The 18,385-nt window shown below is 28.9% G+C and carries 14 protein-coding genes; 2 read left to right on the top strand and 12 right to left on the bottom strand.

What is annotated here, in order from left to right; all coding sequences use genetic code 11:
- Window positions 1-151 precede the first annotated feature (151 nt).
- From WFJ11_RS02605 to WFJ11_RS02560, 10 genes are all read right to left on the bottom strand, one after another.
- Window positions 152-793, bottom strand: a complete 642-nt coding sequence (locus WFJ11_RS02605) for a ComF family protein (RefSeq protein WP_009372341.1) — start codon at window positions 791-793, stop codon at window positions 152-154.
- Window positions 793-3,012, bottom strand: coding sequence for an SF1B family DNA helicase RecD2 (gene recD2, locus WFJ11_RS02600; protein WP_338817630.1), 2,220 nt, complete (start codon window positions 3,010-3,012; stop codon window positions 793-795). The genes WFJ11_RS02605 and recD2 overlap by 1 nt, the downstream gene beginning before the upstream one ends.
- 50 nt (window positions 3,013-3,062) lie before the next feature.
- The gene (murA, locus tag WFJ11_RS02595; RefSeq protein ID WP_293438825.1) at window positions 3,063-4,325 is read right to left on the bottom strand and encodes a UDP-N-acetylglucosamine 1-carboxyvinyltransferase; all 1,263 of its coding nucleotides are present in this window, start codon (window positions 4,323-4,325) and stop codon (window positions 3,063-3,065) included.
- 141 nt (window positions 4,326-4,466) lie between these two features.
- A complete protein-coding gene (gene typA / locus WFJ11_RS02590) occupies window positions 4,467-6,296 on the bottom strand; it encodes a translational GTPase TypA (protein ID WP_313960868.1) in 1,830 nt (609 codons plus the stop codon).
- Between the two features lie 339 nt (window positions 6,297-6,635).
- A complete protein-coding gene (locus tag WFJ11_RS02585) occupies window positions 6,636-6,986 on the bottom strand; it encodes a hypothetical protein (protein ID WP_338817628.1) in 351 nt (116 codons plus the stop codon).
- A 9-nt stretch (window positions 6,987-6,995) separates the two neighbouring features.
- Window positions 6,996-7,922 (bottom strand): lipoate--protein ligase, encoded by a 927-nt coding sequence (locus WFJ11_RS02580; RefSeq protein WP_338817627.1) that lies wholly within the window; start codon window positions 7,920-7,922, stop codon window positions 6,996-6,998.
- A gap of 95 nt (window positions 7,923-8,017) precedes the next feature.
- The gene (gene lpdA / locus WFJ11_RS02575) at window positions 8,018-9,733 is read right to left on the bottom strand and encodes a dihydrolipoyl dehydrogenase (RefSeq protein WP_338817626.1); all 1,716 of its coding nucleotides are present in this window, start codon (window positions 9,731-9,733) and stop codon (window positions 8,018-8,020) included.
- A gap of 15 nt (window positions 9,734-9,748) precedes the next feature.
- The gene (locus tag WFJ11_RS02570; RefSeq protein ID WP_338817625.1) at window positions 9,749-10,786 is read right to left on the bottom strand and encodes a dihydrolipoamide acetyltransferase; all 1,038 of its coding nucleotides are present in this window, start codon (window positions 10,784-10,786) and stop codon (window positions 9,749-9,751) included.
- Between the two features lie 9 nt (window positions 10,787-10,795).
- The gene (locus WFJ11_RS02565; RefSeq protein ID WP_269720398.1) at window positions 10,796-11,785 is read right to left on the bottom strand and encodes an alpha-ketoacid dehydrogenase subunit beta; all 990 of its coding nucleotides are present in this window, start codon (window positions 11,783-11,785) and stop codon (window positions 10,796-10,798) included.
- Window positions 11,786-11,807: 22 nt separating this feature from the next.
- Entirely contained in the window at window positions 11,808-12,782 is a 975-nt protein-coding gene (locus WFJ11_RS02560) for a thiamine pyrophosphate-dependent dehydrogenase E1 component subunit alpha (protein WP_009372783.1), read from the bottom strand.
- A 234-nt stretch (window positions 12,783-13,016) separates the two neighbouring features.
- Here WFJ11_RS02560 and WFJ11_RS02555 point away from each other — a divergent pair, with 234 nt between their 5' ends.
- Window positions 13,017-14,459, top strand: coding sequence for an ABC transporter substrate-binding protein (locus WFJ11_RS02555; RefSeq protein ID WP_338817624.1), 1,443 nt, complete (start codon window positions 13,017-13,019; stop codon window positions 14,457-14,459).
- Window positions 14,460-14,537: 78 nt separating this feature from the next.
- Window positions 14,538-15,539, top strand: coding sequence for an asparaginase (locus WFJ11_RS02550; protein ID WP_338817623.1), 1,002 nt, complete (start codon window positions 14,538-14,540; stop codon window positions 15,537-15,539).
- Window positions 15,540-15,645: 106 nt separating this feature from the next.
- On the opposite strand, the gene WFJ11_RS02545 is transcribed toward WFJ11_RS02550, so the two are convergent.
- Both WFJ11_RS02545 and WFJ11_RS02540 read right to left on the bottom strand, forming a co-directional pair.
- Window positions 15,646-16,989, bottom strand: coding sequence for a sodium-dependent transporter (locus WFJ11_RS02545; RefSeq protein WP_009354269.1), 1,344 nt, complete (start codon window positions 16,987-16,989; stop codon window positions 15,646-15,648).
- Between the two features lie 90 nt (window positions 16,990-17,079).
- Window positions 17,080-18,375 carry a glycine/betaine/sarcosine/D-proline family reductase selenoprotein B gene (locus tag WFJ11_RS02540; RefSeq protein ID WP_293438798.1) on the bottom strand — a complete coding sequence of 432 codons (1,296 nt, stop codon included), beginning with the start codon at window positions 18,373-18,375 and terminating at the stop codon, window positions 17,080-17,082.
- Window positions 18,376-18,385 lie beyond the last annotated feature (10 nt).

Raw genomic sequence — 18,385 nt, 5'->3', positions numbered from 1 at the left:
TTCGACTTTTTATAACAAAATTTTTAAAAATAATATATCTAAATTATTTTTAAACATAGTTTTTTATGCCATTTTAAGTTAGTTAAATTTAGAAATATTGTATTTTAACAATAAAAAAGCAAGTTAAAAATAACTTACTTAATTATAAATATTAATAAACTCCACATAAGCATACAGCCCATACAAAATTACAATTAGACTTTTTTAATTCTTTATAGCATTCATCAATTGTTGCACCACTTGTATGTATATCATCTAATAGTAAAATATTCTTTCCCGTTAAATCACAATCAACTAAAAAAGAATTTTTTAAATTTACGCTTCTTTCTTCAAGGGATAAAAAATGTTGTGATTTTGTATTTTTTATCTTATGAAGATTATCAAACAACTGTATGTTTGAGTACTTTGAAATTTCCTCTGCAAGAAGTTTTGAATGATTATATCCTCTAAGTTTAATTTTCTTTTTACTTGAAGGAACATAAGCAATATAATCTATCTTTTCAAGCAAAGATTTATCTAAATTGTCATATATCAACTTTCCAAAAGGATTTTTTAAATATACTCCATTTTCAAACTTAAATTCCTTAACTTTTGTCTTTAGTATTCCAGAATAATAGAATAAAATATCTTTTTTAAAACAATTCTCACCATAATCATTAAAAATTTCCTTATCATATTTTCTGATTTTGGATATACAATCCTCACACAAATAAAAGTCTTTTACAATATTATCTTTACAGAAAAAACAATAATCTTCATTAAAAAAGAAACTTTTTAAAAATTTTTTTATCATTACAACAATTCCTCTACAAGACCGTAAAAATGTTTTATCCTATTTTCCAAATTAGAATATCTGCTATTTATAGTATTGTTTCTAATCATATTGTTCATAACATTCTTATCTCCAACTAGTACAATATTTTCCTTAGCTCTTGTAATTGCAGTATATAATAAATTTCTAGTTTGAAGTAGTCTATATCCATCAAACATAGGAATAATTACAGATTTAAATTCAGAACCTTGAGACTTATGTATAGTTATTGCATAAGCTAATTCTAAATTATCTAAATCTTCTAAGGTATAATCTATAACCCTATTATCATCCATTTTAACTGTCAACTTCTTACTCGATTTATCAATAAAAATAATATGTCCCATATCTCCATTATATACACCAAAATTTTCTTCTCCGTCAGAATCAAAAAAAGAAAGATTATAATTATTTTTAGTTTGCATAACTTTATCATTTACACGAAAAAGTTTATTACCAACTAATAGTTCATCAATTGTTTCAATTTTCGGATTTAAAATATCCTGTAACAATCTATTTAATTCAAAAACTCCACAGATTCCTTTTCTGCTTTGAGTAAGAATTTGAATATCTTTAGAAAAATCATAACCATAGGCTTTCGGAAGTCTTTTACTAATCAAATCAACTACAACATTTCTGGTAATTACTGGTGTTTCAGTTTTTAAAAAGAAAAAATCACTATTTTTTTCATTTAAAATTGGCTCTTGCCCATTATTTATTTTGTGAGCATTAACAATTATATTACTACTTTCGGATTGTCTAAAAATATCAACAAGTTTTGTATATTTTATCTTTTTGGAATTAATTAAATCCCTTAAGACATTTCCTGCACCGACACTTGGAAGCTGATCAACATCGCCTACAATTACTAATCTCGTATTATCTTTCACTCCTCTTAAAAGTTTTTCAAAAAGAACTACATCAACCATACTCATCTCATCAATAATAATTGCATCAGTATCCAAAGGATTATCTTCATTATATTCGAAATGTCCAATATCATCATAACTACTTGGAATATATCCTAACATTCTATGAATAGTCTTGGCTTCTATCCCTGTAGTTTCTTCGATTCTTTTTGCAGCTCTACCTGTTGGAGCACAAAGAGAAATATTATATCCATTATCTAAATATATCTTTGATATTGTATTTATTATTGTGGTTTTCCCTGTGCCCGGACCACCAGTTATAATAGAAATATTTTCTTTAAAACAAGAGCTTATAGCATTTATCTGAATATCTGACAGTTTTATGGACAAACTTTTGATTGCAGTTTTAATCTCCTTATCAATGTCAAATAGAATCTTAAAATCTTCATTTAAAGCCATTTTTGCTAGTTTACTTGCAATAAAGCTTTCAGAAACATATAAATAATCTAAATAAACATTTGATTCTTCAAATGAATTGTCTATAACTATTTCAGAAGATAAAAGTAAATTCATATATACAGGTTCTATAAGTTCTTTTTCAACTCCTATTAGTTTAGAAACTTCATCGGTAAGTTTTTCCTTAGGATAGTAAACATGTCCAAAATTTATGGATTTTTGATTTAAAACGTAAATAATAGCTGATTCAATTCTATAAGGACTATTTTTATCTAAATTATTCTTTAAAGCTATTTCATCAGCTTTTAAAAAACCAATACCCTTTACATTTTTAATCAGTTTGTATGGGTTTTCATTAATAACTTCTAAAGTATTTTCACGAAAAATATTATAAATCTTTTTAGATAAACTTAAACTTATACCAAGCCCACTAAGGTGAAATAAAATATTTTTGCTAAATTTCAATTCTTCAACTGATTTTTTTATTTTCTCAATACTCTTCTTTCCAATCCCTCTAACTTCAATCAATCTATCAGTTTCATCAAAAACTATATTTAAACTTTCTTTTCCAAATTGCTCTACAATATAACTTGCATTCTTAGTTCCAATAGTAGAAATAATTCCGCTAGCTAAATATTTTTGAATTTCAGTAATAGAACTAGGTAATTTTTTTTGATAAGAAGTTACATTAAGCTGTTCTCCATATTTGTTATCATATGTGAACTCCCCTTCAACTTCTAAACTTTCTCCAACATTAACAGAATCAAAAATTCCTACAATTTTGATTTCACCATCACTTGTATTCAAGTCAAAAACAGAATATCCATTTTCTTCATTTACATATCTGACCTTTATAACTTCTCCTGTTAATTTCATAAATTCTCCTGTATATAAATTTAGGAAACTATAACTAGTTTCCTAAAAAATTAATCTTCTATTCTTTCAATATTAGCACCCAATGATCTCATTTTACCAACAAAATCATTATATCCTCTATCTATATGATATATATTTCCAATGGTTGTAGTACCTTCAGCAACAAGCCCCGCTAAAACAAGCGCAGCTCCCGCTCTTAAATCTGTAGCGTTAACTTCTGCTCCAACAAGTTGTCTAACGCCGGCAATTCTAGCTTCTTTCCCACTTGTAGCAATTATAGCTCCCATTTTATTAAGCTCTTCAACATGCATAAATCTATTTTCAAAAACTGTTTCTGTAACTTTTGCTTGGTCTTCACATACACACAAATAAGCCATAAATTGAGCTTGAACATCTGTTGGAAAACCAGGATAAGGTAAAGTCTTAATATCTGTACCTTTAATCTTATCTCCACCCTTTACAAAAATTGAATCCTCATCTTCATTTACAACAACATAAGCACCTGTTTCTTTCAATTTAGCAATAACAGGTTTTATATGATTTGAAATACAATTTTGAACTACAACTTTTCCGCCTGTAATTGCAGCAGCTATCATAAATGTAGCAGCTTCTATTCTATCAGGAATAATAGTATGAACTGTACCACCTAATTTTTCTACACCTATAATTCTAATAGTGGAAGTTCCTGCTCCTGAGACTTTCGCTCCCATTTTATTTAAAAAGTTTCCTAAATCTACAATTTCAGGCTCTTTTGCAGCATTTTCAATTATAGTTTCACCTTTAGCTAGAGTTGCAGCCATCATTATATTTTGTGTTGCACCTACTGATGGAAAATCCAAATAAATTGTATCTCCATAAAGTTTTTCGCATCTTGCTGAAACTTTATCAGGTTCTTCTTCAATTAAAGCCCCTAAAATTTTAAATCCCTTTAAATGCAAATCAATTGGTCTAGAACCTATAGCACATCCACCTGGTAAAAACGCGTCCGCTCTTCCAAATCTTGCAAGTAATGGACCCATTACCAAGAATGATGCTCTCATCTTTTCCATCAAACTTCTATCAGTTACAAAAGAATTAATCTTACTTGAATCAATAGAAACTCTATTTTCAGATAAAAATTCAACTTTTGCACCTAAACTTTCTAAAACTTTTAAAATTATCTTAACATCTACTAAATTAGGAACATCTTCTAGCACTATTGGTTCAGTTCCTAAAAGTGAAGCAGCTATAATAGGTAGTGCTGCATTTTTTGCTCCATCAATCTTTACAGTACCTTCTAAAGGAGCACTTTTTCTTACTAATATCTTAGGCAAACAAATCCCTCCAAAATATTTTTTATTTAAATATAAATTTTTTCTCAATTAATAAATTTATTTCATTATGCTAAAAATACATCTATCCTTATAACATATAAACTTACAATTATTATACCACATTTATGACATATTATTAAACTATTTATTATTTTTCTTAGATTTATATCTTAATTGTGAATCCAATATCTTCTTTCTCATTCTTAAACTCTTTGGAGTCACTTCAATATATTCATCACTTTCAATAAATTCCAACATTTCTTCCAAACTCATAATCTTCGGTGGGCTAAGTTTTAAAGCGTCATCAGATGCTGATGATCTAATATTTGTTTGTTGTTTCTTTTTACAAACATTAACTTCAATATCAAGTCCCTTAGCATTAGAACCAACAACCATTCCTTCATAAACTTCCGCTTGAGGAGAAATAAATAATATTCCCCTCTCTTGTGCTGAATTTAATCCATAAGCTGTTGCAACACCAGTTTCAAAACAAATTAATGAGCCAACATTTCTCTTTGGAATTTCACCTTTGAAAGGTTCATAACCTTTAAATTCAGTATTTAAAGTTCCACTTCCTCTAGTATCAGTTAAAAACTCTGAACGATATCCAATAAGTCCTCTTGCAGGAATATTAAATATAAGTCTTGTATATCCTGCTTGTGAAGGATTCATATTAACTAAGTCAGCTTTTCTTTGCCCTAACTTTTCTATAACAGAACCAACAAATTCTTGATCTACATCTATTGTTACAGTTTCTATTGGTTCTAATAATTTACCATTTTCATCTTTTTTGTAAAGAACTTCAGGTTTTGAAACTTGGAATTCATAACCTTCTCTTCTCATATTTTCAATTAAAACTGAAAGATGAAGTTCTCCTCTTCCAGAAACTCTAAAACTATCTGTTGAATCTGTGTCTTCAACTCTTAAACTTACGTCTGTTTCTAATTCTTTATAAAGTCTTGCACGAATTTGTCTACTTGTAACAAATTTCCCTTCTTTCCCAGCAAAAGGAGAATTATTAACTATAAAATTCATAGCAAGAGTAGGTTCAGAAATCTTTACAAATGGAAGAGGTGTTATATCTTCCAAAGAACAAAGAGTATCTCCAATACTAATTCCTTCAACCCCTGTTACCGCAATAATATTTCCTACAGAAGAGCTCTCAACTTCTTTTCTGGATAAATTTTCAAATTCATATATTTTAGTAATTTTTATTTTCTTATTTATACTGCTGTCATTATAATTTACAATTACAGCATCATCTCCGAGTTTAACACTACCACTTTCAATTTTACCAATACCTATTCTACCTACATATTCACTATAGTCAGTAGTAGAAATAAGCAATTTAAAAGGTGCTTTTTCATCTCCTTTTGGTGCAGGAATATAGTCAACAATAACATCCAAAAGAGTTTTCATATCTTCAGTCTTTTTGTTAAAATCCATGGTTGCATATCCAGATCTTGCAGACGCAAAAACAAAAGGACTTTCTAAATAATCTTCAGATGCATCAAGTTGGATAAATAAATCTAAAACTTCATCAACAACTTCTTCACATCTAGCTTCAGGTCTATCAATTTTATTTATGCAAATAATGGTTGGCAATTTAAGTTCAAAAGCTTTTCTCAAAACAAATTTAGTTTGAGGCATAGGTCCTTCAAAAGCATCAACTACTAGTATAACTCCATTTGCCATTTTTAAAACACGTTCAACTTCTCCACCAAAATCGGCATGTCCTGGTGTATCAATTACATTAATTTTTATTCCATTATAATCAATGGCAGTATTTTTTGAAAGAATTGTAATTCCTCTTTCTCTTTCTATATCATTTGAGTCCATTACTCTTTCTTTTACATCTTGATTTTCTCTAAAAACACCGCTACTTTTTAATAAACAATCTACCAAAGTAGTTTTACCATGGTCAACATGTGCTATAATCGCAACATTTCTTATATTTTCAATATTTCTCATATACTTTCCTTTCTATATTTTATATCCAACGCATAACAATTAATTATAGCATATATACGTCAAAAAGTAAAATTTTTTATTGATTTTATGCTATTTTTTATTACTTCTCATTTGATAGGTTCTGAATAACATTTTTATTTAACAAAAAAGACAATCCATTTTAAATTGCCAATTATAAAAATAAATCTTAAATTTTAATTCTAGTAAAATAGTGGTCTTCATTTTCATTAAATATATAAGCCCCACAGTTTAGCTGAGTTTTTAAAGAGTATGCATTATCCTTATTTACACTCATATAAATTTCATCTTCTTCAATTTCATCTTTTATAAGCTCAATAACTAATTTAAGACCCCTAGTTGCATAGCCTCTATTTCTATATTTTTTATAATTCCATAACCGATATGTCCTGCACCCTCTCTTAAAGAGTCATTAAGCTTTTTTCGTACTTTAAAAAGTCCTACAATTTCATCATCATCCCATAAAAAATAATAATTTTGAGGAACTCTGTTCGGTTTTAAATCTATTCCCTTAGATTGTTTTTCACAAGTTGGAATTATCTCATTTACAAATTCTTCAAATGAAACATTATAAAATTTATTCTCAAATCCATTCTCATCTTTAGGAATCGAAGTTATTGCAATATATTCTTTCTTTGCATCTTCAATATTCATCTCTTTTAAAAATAGCATATAATCACCTTAAATTTCTATAAATTTCTGAGCATAATCGTCTTTTATATTCAACTCATCTATTTTATTTTTTATTTCTTCATATTCAAAATACAATCCTATTAAACTCTCAAATTTATTATCGTATCCAATATTGATTTTTTCAATTCTTCCACCTTCAATTTCAACAGTATAATCTCTTTCTTTATCTAAAATAAAAGTACATTTAGGAGATTGTCCATATATCCAATCTTTTGTAGCATATTTTTCAGATTTTATTTTATCTATTTTTAAAATATCTTCTTTTGTTAATTCATATATTTCAAAATTCTCTTGAGTTTTTAAAATTTCTGTTTTTAATTTTTCTAAAAAATCTGAAATTTCATAATCTAGCTTTGAAATCTCTTTTAAGTTTGCAACACTACTCTTAACAGATTTTGCAGATTTTGAAATAATTTTTTTGTTTTCAACATTCAATGCATTTCTTAAATTATCTAAATTACTATCAAATAAAATGCAGCCATGATGTAGAACTCTTTTCTTTCTCATAAATTGAGAATGTCCACAAATTTTCTTTTCTTCAACTCTAAAGTCATTTCTAGGAGAAATATTAGCATCAATATTCAAATTCAAAAGAGCTTTATACATGGGCTTTAAAAATTCCTTAAAATCCAGTGCAGTATCTCCTGTAGTATTTGTTATGTAAGTATAATTTAGATTTCCAAAATCGTGAACAACTGTCCCACCTCCCGAAAGTCTTCTAGCAATCTTAATATTATTATCAAAACAGTATTTCATATTCAATTCTTCTATTAAATTTTGATGTTTTCCAATAACTACAGATGGTTCATTTATCCAAAGCATAAAAACTTCATCTTCCTTAAATTTTTCAAAAATATATTCTTCCATAGCCAAGTTAAAATATACATCTGTGATTTTATTTTTTATAAAAATCATAATTTCTCCTCAATTTCAAAAGTATTAGAACTATTTTATCATATTCATTAAAAAAAGGATAGAACTTCTATCCTTTTTCAATAGTTATATTTATTTTACTTTTTAGGTAAATGTACACTGACTCCTTCAATATCTGCAATAGCTTCATAAATTGCTTCTGAGAAAGTTGGATGTCCAAATACCATTTTAATTGCTTCTTCAACAATGATTTCTGATTGCATTAAAATTGAAACTTCATTAATCAATTCGGATGCTCTAGGTCCAACAATATGAGCTCCTAATATTTCTCCATATCTTGCATCAGCAATAATTTTAACCATTCCTGATGAATCTCCATGAGCCAAAGCTCTTCCGTTTGCACTGTAGTTGAATTTACCAACTTTAACATCATAAGATTTTTTAGCTTCTTCTTCAGTTAAACCTACACTACCTATTTCAGGATATGTGTAAATTGCTCTAGGAATTATATTGTTATTGTACTTGTCTGATTTGCCTTCAACTATTTCTGAAGCAGCAATATATCCCATTTTAAATGCAGCATGTGCAAGAAGATTTTTACCATTAACATCTCCAGGAACATAAACATTCTTTAAACTTGATTGCATTTTTTCATTAGCAACTACATTTCCATCTGAAACTTCAAGTTTTACATCTTTTAATGCAGTTAAATCAGCTTCTCTAGTTGAAAGTAAAATTACTTTTGCACTAGCAACTTCTTCTGAACCTGCTAATACTTTTTCTCCAGAAATTTCAGTAATTTCTTTACCAAAGATAAATTTAATTCCTGATTTTTCTAAAGACTTGATTAAAATTGAAGAAACTTCTGAATCTACAACTTCAATTGCTGATTCTTTTCTTTCAACAACAGTTACTTTACTTCCAAAAGAACTGAATATTTGAGCCATTTCAACTCCAATATAATCCGCTCCAATTATTACTAATGATTCAGGTGCTTCTTTTAAATCTAAGGCTTCATCAGTATCTATAACATTTGAGCTATCTGAACCTTTAATATTTTTAACACATTTAGATCCACCAGCAAAAATTACAGAACCACATACAAGCTCTTTTCCGCTTTCTAAAGTAACATTTCCATTTGAATTAATATAAGCTGTTTCTTTAAACATTTCTACTGAATTGCTCTTTAATAAGAATTCTACTCCAGCTGTAAGTTTCTTTACTATTGAATTTTTGAATTTTAAAGCCTTTGCAACATCAACAGTAGCATTATCATTTTCTAAAATGATTCCTCTCTTGCTAGACGCTTTAATTCTTTCTATATCTTCAACATTTTGTAAATATGTTTTTGTTGGAATACAACCTCTATTTAGACAAGTTCCACCAAATTTATTATTTTCAGCTATTGCAACTTTTGCTCCTTTTTGAGCAGCTTTAATCGCTGAATAATAACCTGCAGGACCAGCACCAATTACAACAACATCATATTCACCATCTTTTAATTCTTTTTTATTTTCAGTATTAACTTCAACTACTTTTTCTTCAGTCTTTTCTTTTACTTCTTCCTTAACTTCTCCTTTAACAGGTGCTGAAGTAGTTTCAGGAATAACATCTCCTTCATCTCCAATATATGCAATAGTTGTTATTACTGGAACAATTTCTCCATCATGCTTTAATATTTTAAGCAAAGTTCCAGAAGCCTCAGCTTCAATTTCCATATTAACCTTATCAGTCATAATTTCTAAAATTATTTCTCCGGCTTCAACTTTGTCGCCCTCTTTTTTAAGCCATTTTACAATTTGGCCTTCTTCCATTTCACTACCAGCTTTTGGCATTATTACTTCTGTTAACATAATTTTCTCCTCACACTAAACTAAAATTGAAATAGGATTTTCTAAATAATTTTTCAAAGTATTTAAAAACTTCGCTGCTTCCATTCCATCAACAACCCTATGATCAACAGTAATTGATAATTTCATAATAGGTCTTACAGTTATTTCTCCATTAAGAACAACTGGCTTATCAACAGTTGCACTTACACCTAAAATAGCACTATTAGGTTGATTTATAATAGGAGCAAAAGAATCAATTCCAAACATTCCTAAATTACTAATTGTAAATGTACTGTCTTCTAATTCTTCTGACTCTAATTTCATTTCAACAGCTTTTTTAGTTAAGTCCTTTAATGAAATCATAAGTTCTCTTAAATTCATTTTCTCAGCATTTTTAACAACCGGAGTTAAAAGTCCACTTTCAAGACCAACAGCCATAGCAAGATTTACATATTTATGAAGTAAAATTTTAGTTCCATCTGCTGATAAACTACAATTTACATATGGATGTTTCATTAAACTCTTAACAGTTGCTAAAGAAATTATATCTGTAATAGTAAGTTTATATCCTGTTTCATCAATTAATTGTTGCATAATATTAGCTCTTAAGTTTTTAACTTCAGTCATATCAACTTCTATATTTGCTACAAAAACTGGTGCTGTGAAATAACTTTCACTCATTCTCTTGGCAACAGTTCTTCTCATCATTGACATTGGAACTTCTTCAACTTCACCATATGATTTTTTAACTTCTTGAGTTTCGATTTGTTGTTCTTCAACTGCTTTTTCTGTAGAAATTACATCTTTATTTGCTAAAAATTCTAAAACATCTTCCTTTAAAATCTTACCATTAACTCCAGTTCCAGTTACCTTAGTTAAATCAACACCTTCAACTTCTGCAATTTTTTTCGCAAGAGAAGAAACTTTAATAATTCCAAAATTTTTAAAATTTAAAACATCTTCTTTTTGAATTCTTCCCTTAGGGCCTGTTCCTTTTAGCAATGATAAGTCGATATTATTTTGCTTAGATAAAAATCTTGCAGCAGGTGTTGCTCTTAATTTTATATCAGACATAATTTCCTCCTATCTATTAACTGCTTTTCTAATTGTATTTTTAATATCTTCAACACTTGGTACAATTACTGCTTCTAAGTTTTTAGCAGAAGGTATATTTGTGTCGGCTCCAGCAAGTCTATAAATTGGTGCATCTAAATAATCAAAAGCATCACTTTCAGCAATTCTAGCTGAAATTTCTCCACCAAATCCACCTGTTTTAAATGAATCATGGCAAAGAACAAGTCTTCCTGTTTTCTTAACAGATTCAACTATCAAGTCTTCATCTAAAGGTACTAATGTTATTGGGTCAACAACTTCAACACTAATTCCTTCAGCTTTTAATTCTTCAGCTGCTTGTAAAGCTCTTTCTAACATTCTTCCCCAAGAAACTAAAGTTACATCTTTGCCTTCAACTTTAACTTCTCCTTTTCCAATTTCAACGATTTCTCCAACCTTTACTTCGCCTTTTCTTCCAAAAAGGGCTTTAGATTCAATGAAAATTACTGGATTATTATCTCTTATTGATGCTTTTAATATTCCATAAGCATCGTTCACTGTTCCAGGAGCAACAACTTTTAATCCCGGAATATGACAGAACCATGATTCAAGAGCCTTGCAGTGTTGAGCAGCGGCTCCAGTACCAGATCCAGATGCACAACGATAAACAACTGGAACACTTACTTCTCCACCTAACATATATCTCATTGGAGCAGCTTCATTTACTATAGCATCCATCGCTATTGTAACAAAATCCATAAAAGTTAAATCAACGATAGGGCGCATTCCAACAGACGCTGCACCTGCGGCAGCTCCTGCTATAGCAGCTTCACTTATAGGACAATCTCTAACTCTTTCTTCTCCAAATTCTTCAAGCATTCCGACAGTAGTTCCGAAATCTCCTCCGAAAATACCAACATCTTCTCCCATTAAAAATACATTTTCATCTCTACGCATTTCTTCGGACATCGCCTCTTTTATTGCTTCACGCAAAGTCATAATCTTTATTTCACTAGCCATAATCTTCTCCTATTAAATAATATTAAGCATAATTATCAGTACAAGCATCTTTTTCATCTGCTAAAGGTGATTCCTTAGCAAATGTTATTGCATCAGCGATTACTTTCTTTACACTTTCTTCCATTTCATCAAGTTCACTTTCAGTCGCAATTTTATTTTCAACCAAATATTTTTTAAATGCAACATTTGGATCTTTTTCTTTCCATTCGTCAACTTCTTTTTTATCTCTATATTTTCCTGCATCTGAAGCAGAGTGACCAAACCATCTATAGCTTTTCGCTTCAACCAAAACAGGTCCATTACCTTCCCTAGCGTAATCAAGTGCTTCACTCATAGCATCATAAACATCTAAAACATTATTACCATCTTCAACATAAATTGATTTCACTTTATAAGCCTCTGCTCTATCAACAACCCTTTCAACAGTCATTGATCTTTGTTGAGACATTGAAATACCATATTTATTATTTATTACATAAAATATTAAAGGTAATTTCCATATTGATGCCATATTTAAACATTCATGAAAACTTCCTTCATTTGTAGCACTTTCACCCATGCAACAAACAACAACATTTCCTGTCTTTTTCATCTTTTGAGCAAGAGCAGCACCTGTACTTAAACCATGTCCACCGCCAACAATACCATTACATCCCATATTGTTTACTTCCAAATTGTAAAGATGCATACTGCCTCCACGGCCTTTACATTGACCAGTAGATTTTCCCAAAATTTCTGCCATCATTTTATTTATATCAATACCTTTTGTAATTGTTTGACCATGTCCTCTATGATTTGAATACATTAAATCTTCTTTTCTCATGGGATAAATAGCACCTACATTCGCAGCTTCTTCTCCAACAGAATAATGTGTCATTCCATGAATAAAACCTCTTGAATATAATTTACTAAGTTCCATATCAAAATGTCTTATAAGTAACATTTTGTCATACATTTCCAAAAGTTCTTTTTTTGTTAATTTTTTTGAACTACTCACAATAAACCTCCAAAATTAAATATCAAAATTATTATTTTGTATTATGTATTTACCTCATATTAATAAGATATATCAAAACTTATTTAATTTTTTAACAATAAATTTTTAGAAATTTAATAATTGTGATTTAAATCACTATAACTTTTTATTTTTTTATTACTTTTTTGTAATTATTTTATTTTTTATATAATTATGATAAAATATACCTGTTAGAAAAATTTTAAGGAGAATATTATGAAAAAATTTTCAAAAATATTTTTTATATTAATAGCATTTATTCTAGTGTCCTGCTCAAATAGCAAAAAAGAAAAACAAAATGATAATTCTAAAACTTCAAATACAGAAATAATAACTGCTATTAAAAAACAAGATTATAATTTTAATCCCAAATTATCAAATAGTTTAAATAATGACTCAGTCGTATCTCAACTTTTTGAAGGACTTACTGAATATTCATCACATGGAAAAGTTGCTTTAAATCAAGCTGAGAGTATTGAAAAAAGTCAAGATTTTAAAAAATGGACAATTACTCTTAGAGAAAATTTAAAATGGTCAGACGGTTCTAATATTACGGCAGAAGATTATGTAGAATCTTGGATTAGTATTCTAAATAAAGAAAATAATAATCCTAATGCTTTTAAACTATTTTTTATTAAAGATGCAAAAAAATTATATGATGGAAAAATAAAATCAAATGAATTTAAAGGAATTACGATTACAAATAAAAATACCATAGAAGTCAATATGGAATATCCTGTTAAAAACTTTGATGAAATTCTTTCAAATGTATTTATGTTCCCTACTAAAAAAGATAGTAAGATTGACAAAGAAAATCTTATTACTAATAGTGCTTTTAAATTAAAAAGCTACACCGATGAAGAAATAATTTTAGAACAAAATGAAAATTATTGGGATAATATAAATACAAAGATTAAAAAAGTAACTCTGAAATTAGTAGAAAATGAGATATTAGCTTATCAACTTTTCGACTTAAAACAAATTGACTTTTTCGGTCTTCCATTTTATGAAATCCCTTATGAAAGACGTCTTGACTCAAGTAAAAAACCTGAACTTTTAAATTTCAAAACTAATATTTTTGAATTTCTAAAACTAGATACAGAAAATAAAATGTTACAAAATAACACTTTGAGAAAAAATTTGGAAACTCTAATAGATTCTAAATTTTTAGCAGAATTCATTTTGTACAACAATTCTGAACCTATATTAAAAAAAGAAAACTTAGTTTCAGATCAAATTTCTAAGTTAAAAAATGAATTTGATGAAATTTTAAAATCTTCAAATTTACAAAATGAAATTCTCACTTTAAAACATAATGGAACAAAGTTATCAGAAAGAATTTTGGCTTCATTGTCTAAGGAATGGATTGATAAATACAGAATAAAAGTAAGTATTACAGGTGATAACAATGCATCAATTACACATTCAACATTTAATATAGGTACAACTGATGAAATGGATATTAAATACTATATAAATCATTATTTACAAAATGATGACTTTTCGAAAATGTATACTTCAATTGAAGATATTAAAAAAGATAATCTCATTTTCCCGTTATATAAACGTTCGTTTTCAGTACTTGTTCACAACAATATTCAAGGGTTATATGTAAGTCCGAATGGACTAATGCTGATAAAAAATTTATTAAAACAATAATCAGAATTTATATCTTAATATTTATATTTTATGATATAATATATCTGATAAAAAAATTATTATATAGGGGTTTAGGTTATGAAAAAAATTTTATTAATTTCAACAGGCGGAACAATAGCATCAATGCCAACTGATGAAGGTTTGACACCAAAAATCAATTCAAAAAAATTACTAGAATATTTAAATTTTACAAAATTGGATTTCAAAATAGATACAATAAATCTTTTAAACGTAGATTCAACAGATATGCAACCTGAACACTGGTTAAGAATAAAAGATGAAATAAAAAATAATTATGAAAAATATGACGGTTTTGTTATAACTCATGGAACAGATACCATGGCATATACTGCTTCAGCCTTATCATATTTAATACAAAATAGTCAAAAACCTATTGTTTTAACTGGTTCTCAAAAGTCAATAGATATGCATATAACGGACGCAAAAAATAATTTGTTAAATAGTCTTTTATATGTGTCAAAAAGTAGTTCAAAGGGTGTAAGCATTGTCTTTGACGGAAAAGTAATTGCTGGAACAAGAGCAAGAAAAGAAAGAACTAAAAGCTTTGACGCTTTCTCATCTGTAAACTTTCCATTCCTAGCAATTATGCAAGATGAAAAAATTTATAGATATATAAACAATGAAGATGAAAATAAAGAAGTTAAGTTTTATGACTCATTAAATACTAATGTTTTTGTATTAAAACTAATTCCTTCAATGACTGCTAAAATTCTACCTGAAATTTTCAAAAACTACGATGCAATAATAATAGAAAGTTTTGGCGTTGGCGGAATTCCAAAAACAATAGAAACAGAACTAAAGAAACTAATTTTAGAATACAATAATCAAAAGACAATAATAATGACAACTCAAGTACCACAAGAAGGTTCTGATGTTGGAGTTTACGAAGTTGGAAAGAGAATAAGCTCAATATCTTATTTAGAATCTCACAATATGACTACAGAAGCAACAGTTACAAAAATAATGTGGATTCTAGGAAATTTCAATAATGATTTTGATACTGTAAAAAAATTATTCTATACAAAAATAAATAATGATATGATATTTAATGAGAATTAAAAAATTATAATATTACACAAAAAACTCAGGCAATCAACATGCCTGAGTTTTTTAATAAATTTTATAGGTGAGTTGTGTATTAAATTAACATATCTCTAGTTCTTATTTAAAATATACCTAAACCTGCAACAAATATAATTATTAATGCTATTGGTAATAAATAAGCTATTGGTTTGAAGAAAGATGGAACTCTAAGTCCTTTAGCTCCTACGTTAACTTCTTCTTTGAAGTTATCAAATTTCCAAACGAATAATACATAAAGTATTAATGCTATCGCACCAAGTGGCATCATTATATTTCCAGATAGATAATCTGCAAAGTCGAATAAATTCTTTCCTAAGATTTTAACTCCACTCATTATATTTAATCCAAATATTGTGAAAAGTCCTACTATAAAGATTGATGTTAAAGCATATATAGTACCTTTAGCTCTTGATAATTTTAACATATCTGAGAATGAAGAACTTATTGGTTCTAAGTATCCTAAAGCACTTGATAATGCCGCAAAGAACATTAATAAGAAGAACATAAATCCAAATACTTGTCCAAATGGCATATTCATAAATACATTTGACATTGTTACGAATAATAAGTTAGAACCAGAATCTGGTTTTAATCCTAATGCGAATACTGCAGGGAATGTTGCAAAACCAGCAATTAAAGCTGCTAATGTATCAAATCCAACTACCATTAATCCGTCTTCAGGAATATTAGAATCTTTCTTTAGGTAAGAACCATATACGAAAGCTCCACCACTAGCTATACCAACTGAGAAGAAACATTGTCCTAATGCAGTAAGAAATGTTTGAGGAGTTACTTTTGAGAAGTCAACATTTAAATACCATTTAATACCTTCTCCAGCTCCTGGTAATGTTACGGATCTTATAACTACTATAATTAACATAATAAATAATGCTGGCATCATAAACTTACAAGCTTTTTCAAGACCTGAATTTAAGTTTTTAGCAGCTATGACTCCTATTATTACTGTACAAACAAATGTCCAGAATAATAACTGAGTTGGGCTAGCCATCAAATCATTGAAGTTAGCTGTAAATTGTTCTGCAGTAAATCCTTTCATAGATCCTGTAATCATCTTAACAATATAAGCCATTATCCAACCCATGATGTTAATATAGTAAGTTAAAATGAAAAATGCACTTAAAACTCCAAGCCAACCAAAACTTACCCAAGGGCTACCTTTTTTAGTTAGTTTTCTCATACCAACGATCGGACTTGACATTGCTTTTCTACCTAAAGCAACTTCCATATAAAATAGAGGAACACCTATTAATACACAAATAGCTAAGTAAATTAATACGAATGCTCCACCACCATTTGTTCCTACTAAGTAAGGAAATCTCCAAACGTTTCCAAGGCCTATTGAAAATCCGGCGGCAGCCATAATATAACCAAATCGGCTATTCCAATTACTTCTGTTTTCTTCCATAAATTTATCCTCCTATAAATTTTAGGTTAACATTCCACTTACAGATTCATCTGTAAGCGGAATGTTTCTATTTATTTAACAAATTTTTCTTTAGAAAAATGTTGCTTCTTCTATAGTTGTTGCTAAAGAGTCAACCGCTCTTTCAACTAAATCTCTTCTAACTGCATATTCTTTATCTTTTTCTAAACTTGCATCCCCTACAGGATAAGGAATTGCAACTGTAGGAACAATTCTATTCGCTCCTACAGATTTTGAAATTGTAACAATAGTAGCCATATGAACAATTGGTATACCATATCTTTCGATTTCTTTTACTATCGTTGCACCGCAACGTGTACAAGTACCTCAAGTAGAAGTTAGTATAACACCGTCAACTCCGGCTTCTTTCAATTCTTTACCAATTTCTACACCAAATTTAATAGAATTTCCAACTGCTGTGCCTGTTCCAGTAGTAGTATAGAAATATTTATAAACTTCTCCAATTTTTCCTTCTTTTTCCATCTCTTTAAGAATATCAACTGGAGCTACTCTATCAGGCTTTTCATTTGCATAAACAGGGTCATAACCACCATGTATTGTACAATAATCTTTTCCCAATTCGTTTAAAGCAGAAATATCATATTTACCCCACTTTTGTGCAGATGCTGATTGAATTTTGTCAGGATTTCCTAATGGAACAATACCACCACTTGTAACAACTGCAATAACAGCTTTTGATAAATCAGCTATTGCTTTTGCAGGTTCTACTTTGTCAAATACTGGCATTGGAAGTTCTGTTTCAAATTCTTCTCCTCTTAATCTCTTCATCAACATATCAGTTGCTCTTGCAGCACCAATTTTTTCAGATAAAACAGTTAGTCTCTTACCTTGAGCAAAATATCCATCTACTAAAGGTTTAACAACTTCACCATTTAATAATTTTAAAGTTAATTTTCCCATTACTGGAAGTGCTTTACCCATTGAACTAGCAACATTTCCTGTTGGAACTACATAAGCGATTGACTTACAAGCGTCAAGTCCTGGGTTTTCTTCATACATTCCTGTAACAACTGGGATATTGTAATTTTCTGTTACAAATTTTGCAACTCCAGCACAAGCCATACCATATCTACCAGCATTAAATGCAGGCCCTGCTACAACAATGTCAGGATTAACTTTATCCATTACTTCTTTTATAAATTTTAAAGATTCGTCTAAATTTTCATTAAAGAAGTTATCACCACAAATAATTGTTCCAACAACTTTTGCGTCTTGTCCTAAACTTCTTTCAAAACCCATTGCAGGTCCAACTGCTTTTTCATCAAAAGTTGGAGCTACATGAGCCATTTCTTCTCCACCAATTTGTCCAAAAAATTGGTTGATATAATATAATACTTTTTTACTCAAAACTCTCACC

The sequence above is a fragment of the Parvimonas micra genome (assembly GCF_037482165.1).
GTDB lineage: Bacteria > Bacillota > Clostridia > Tissierellales > Peptoniphilaceae > Parvimonas.
This window is presented reverse-complemented; position numbering and strand designations above follow the sequence as displayed.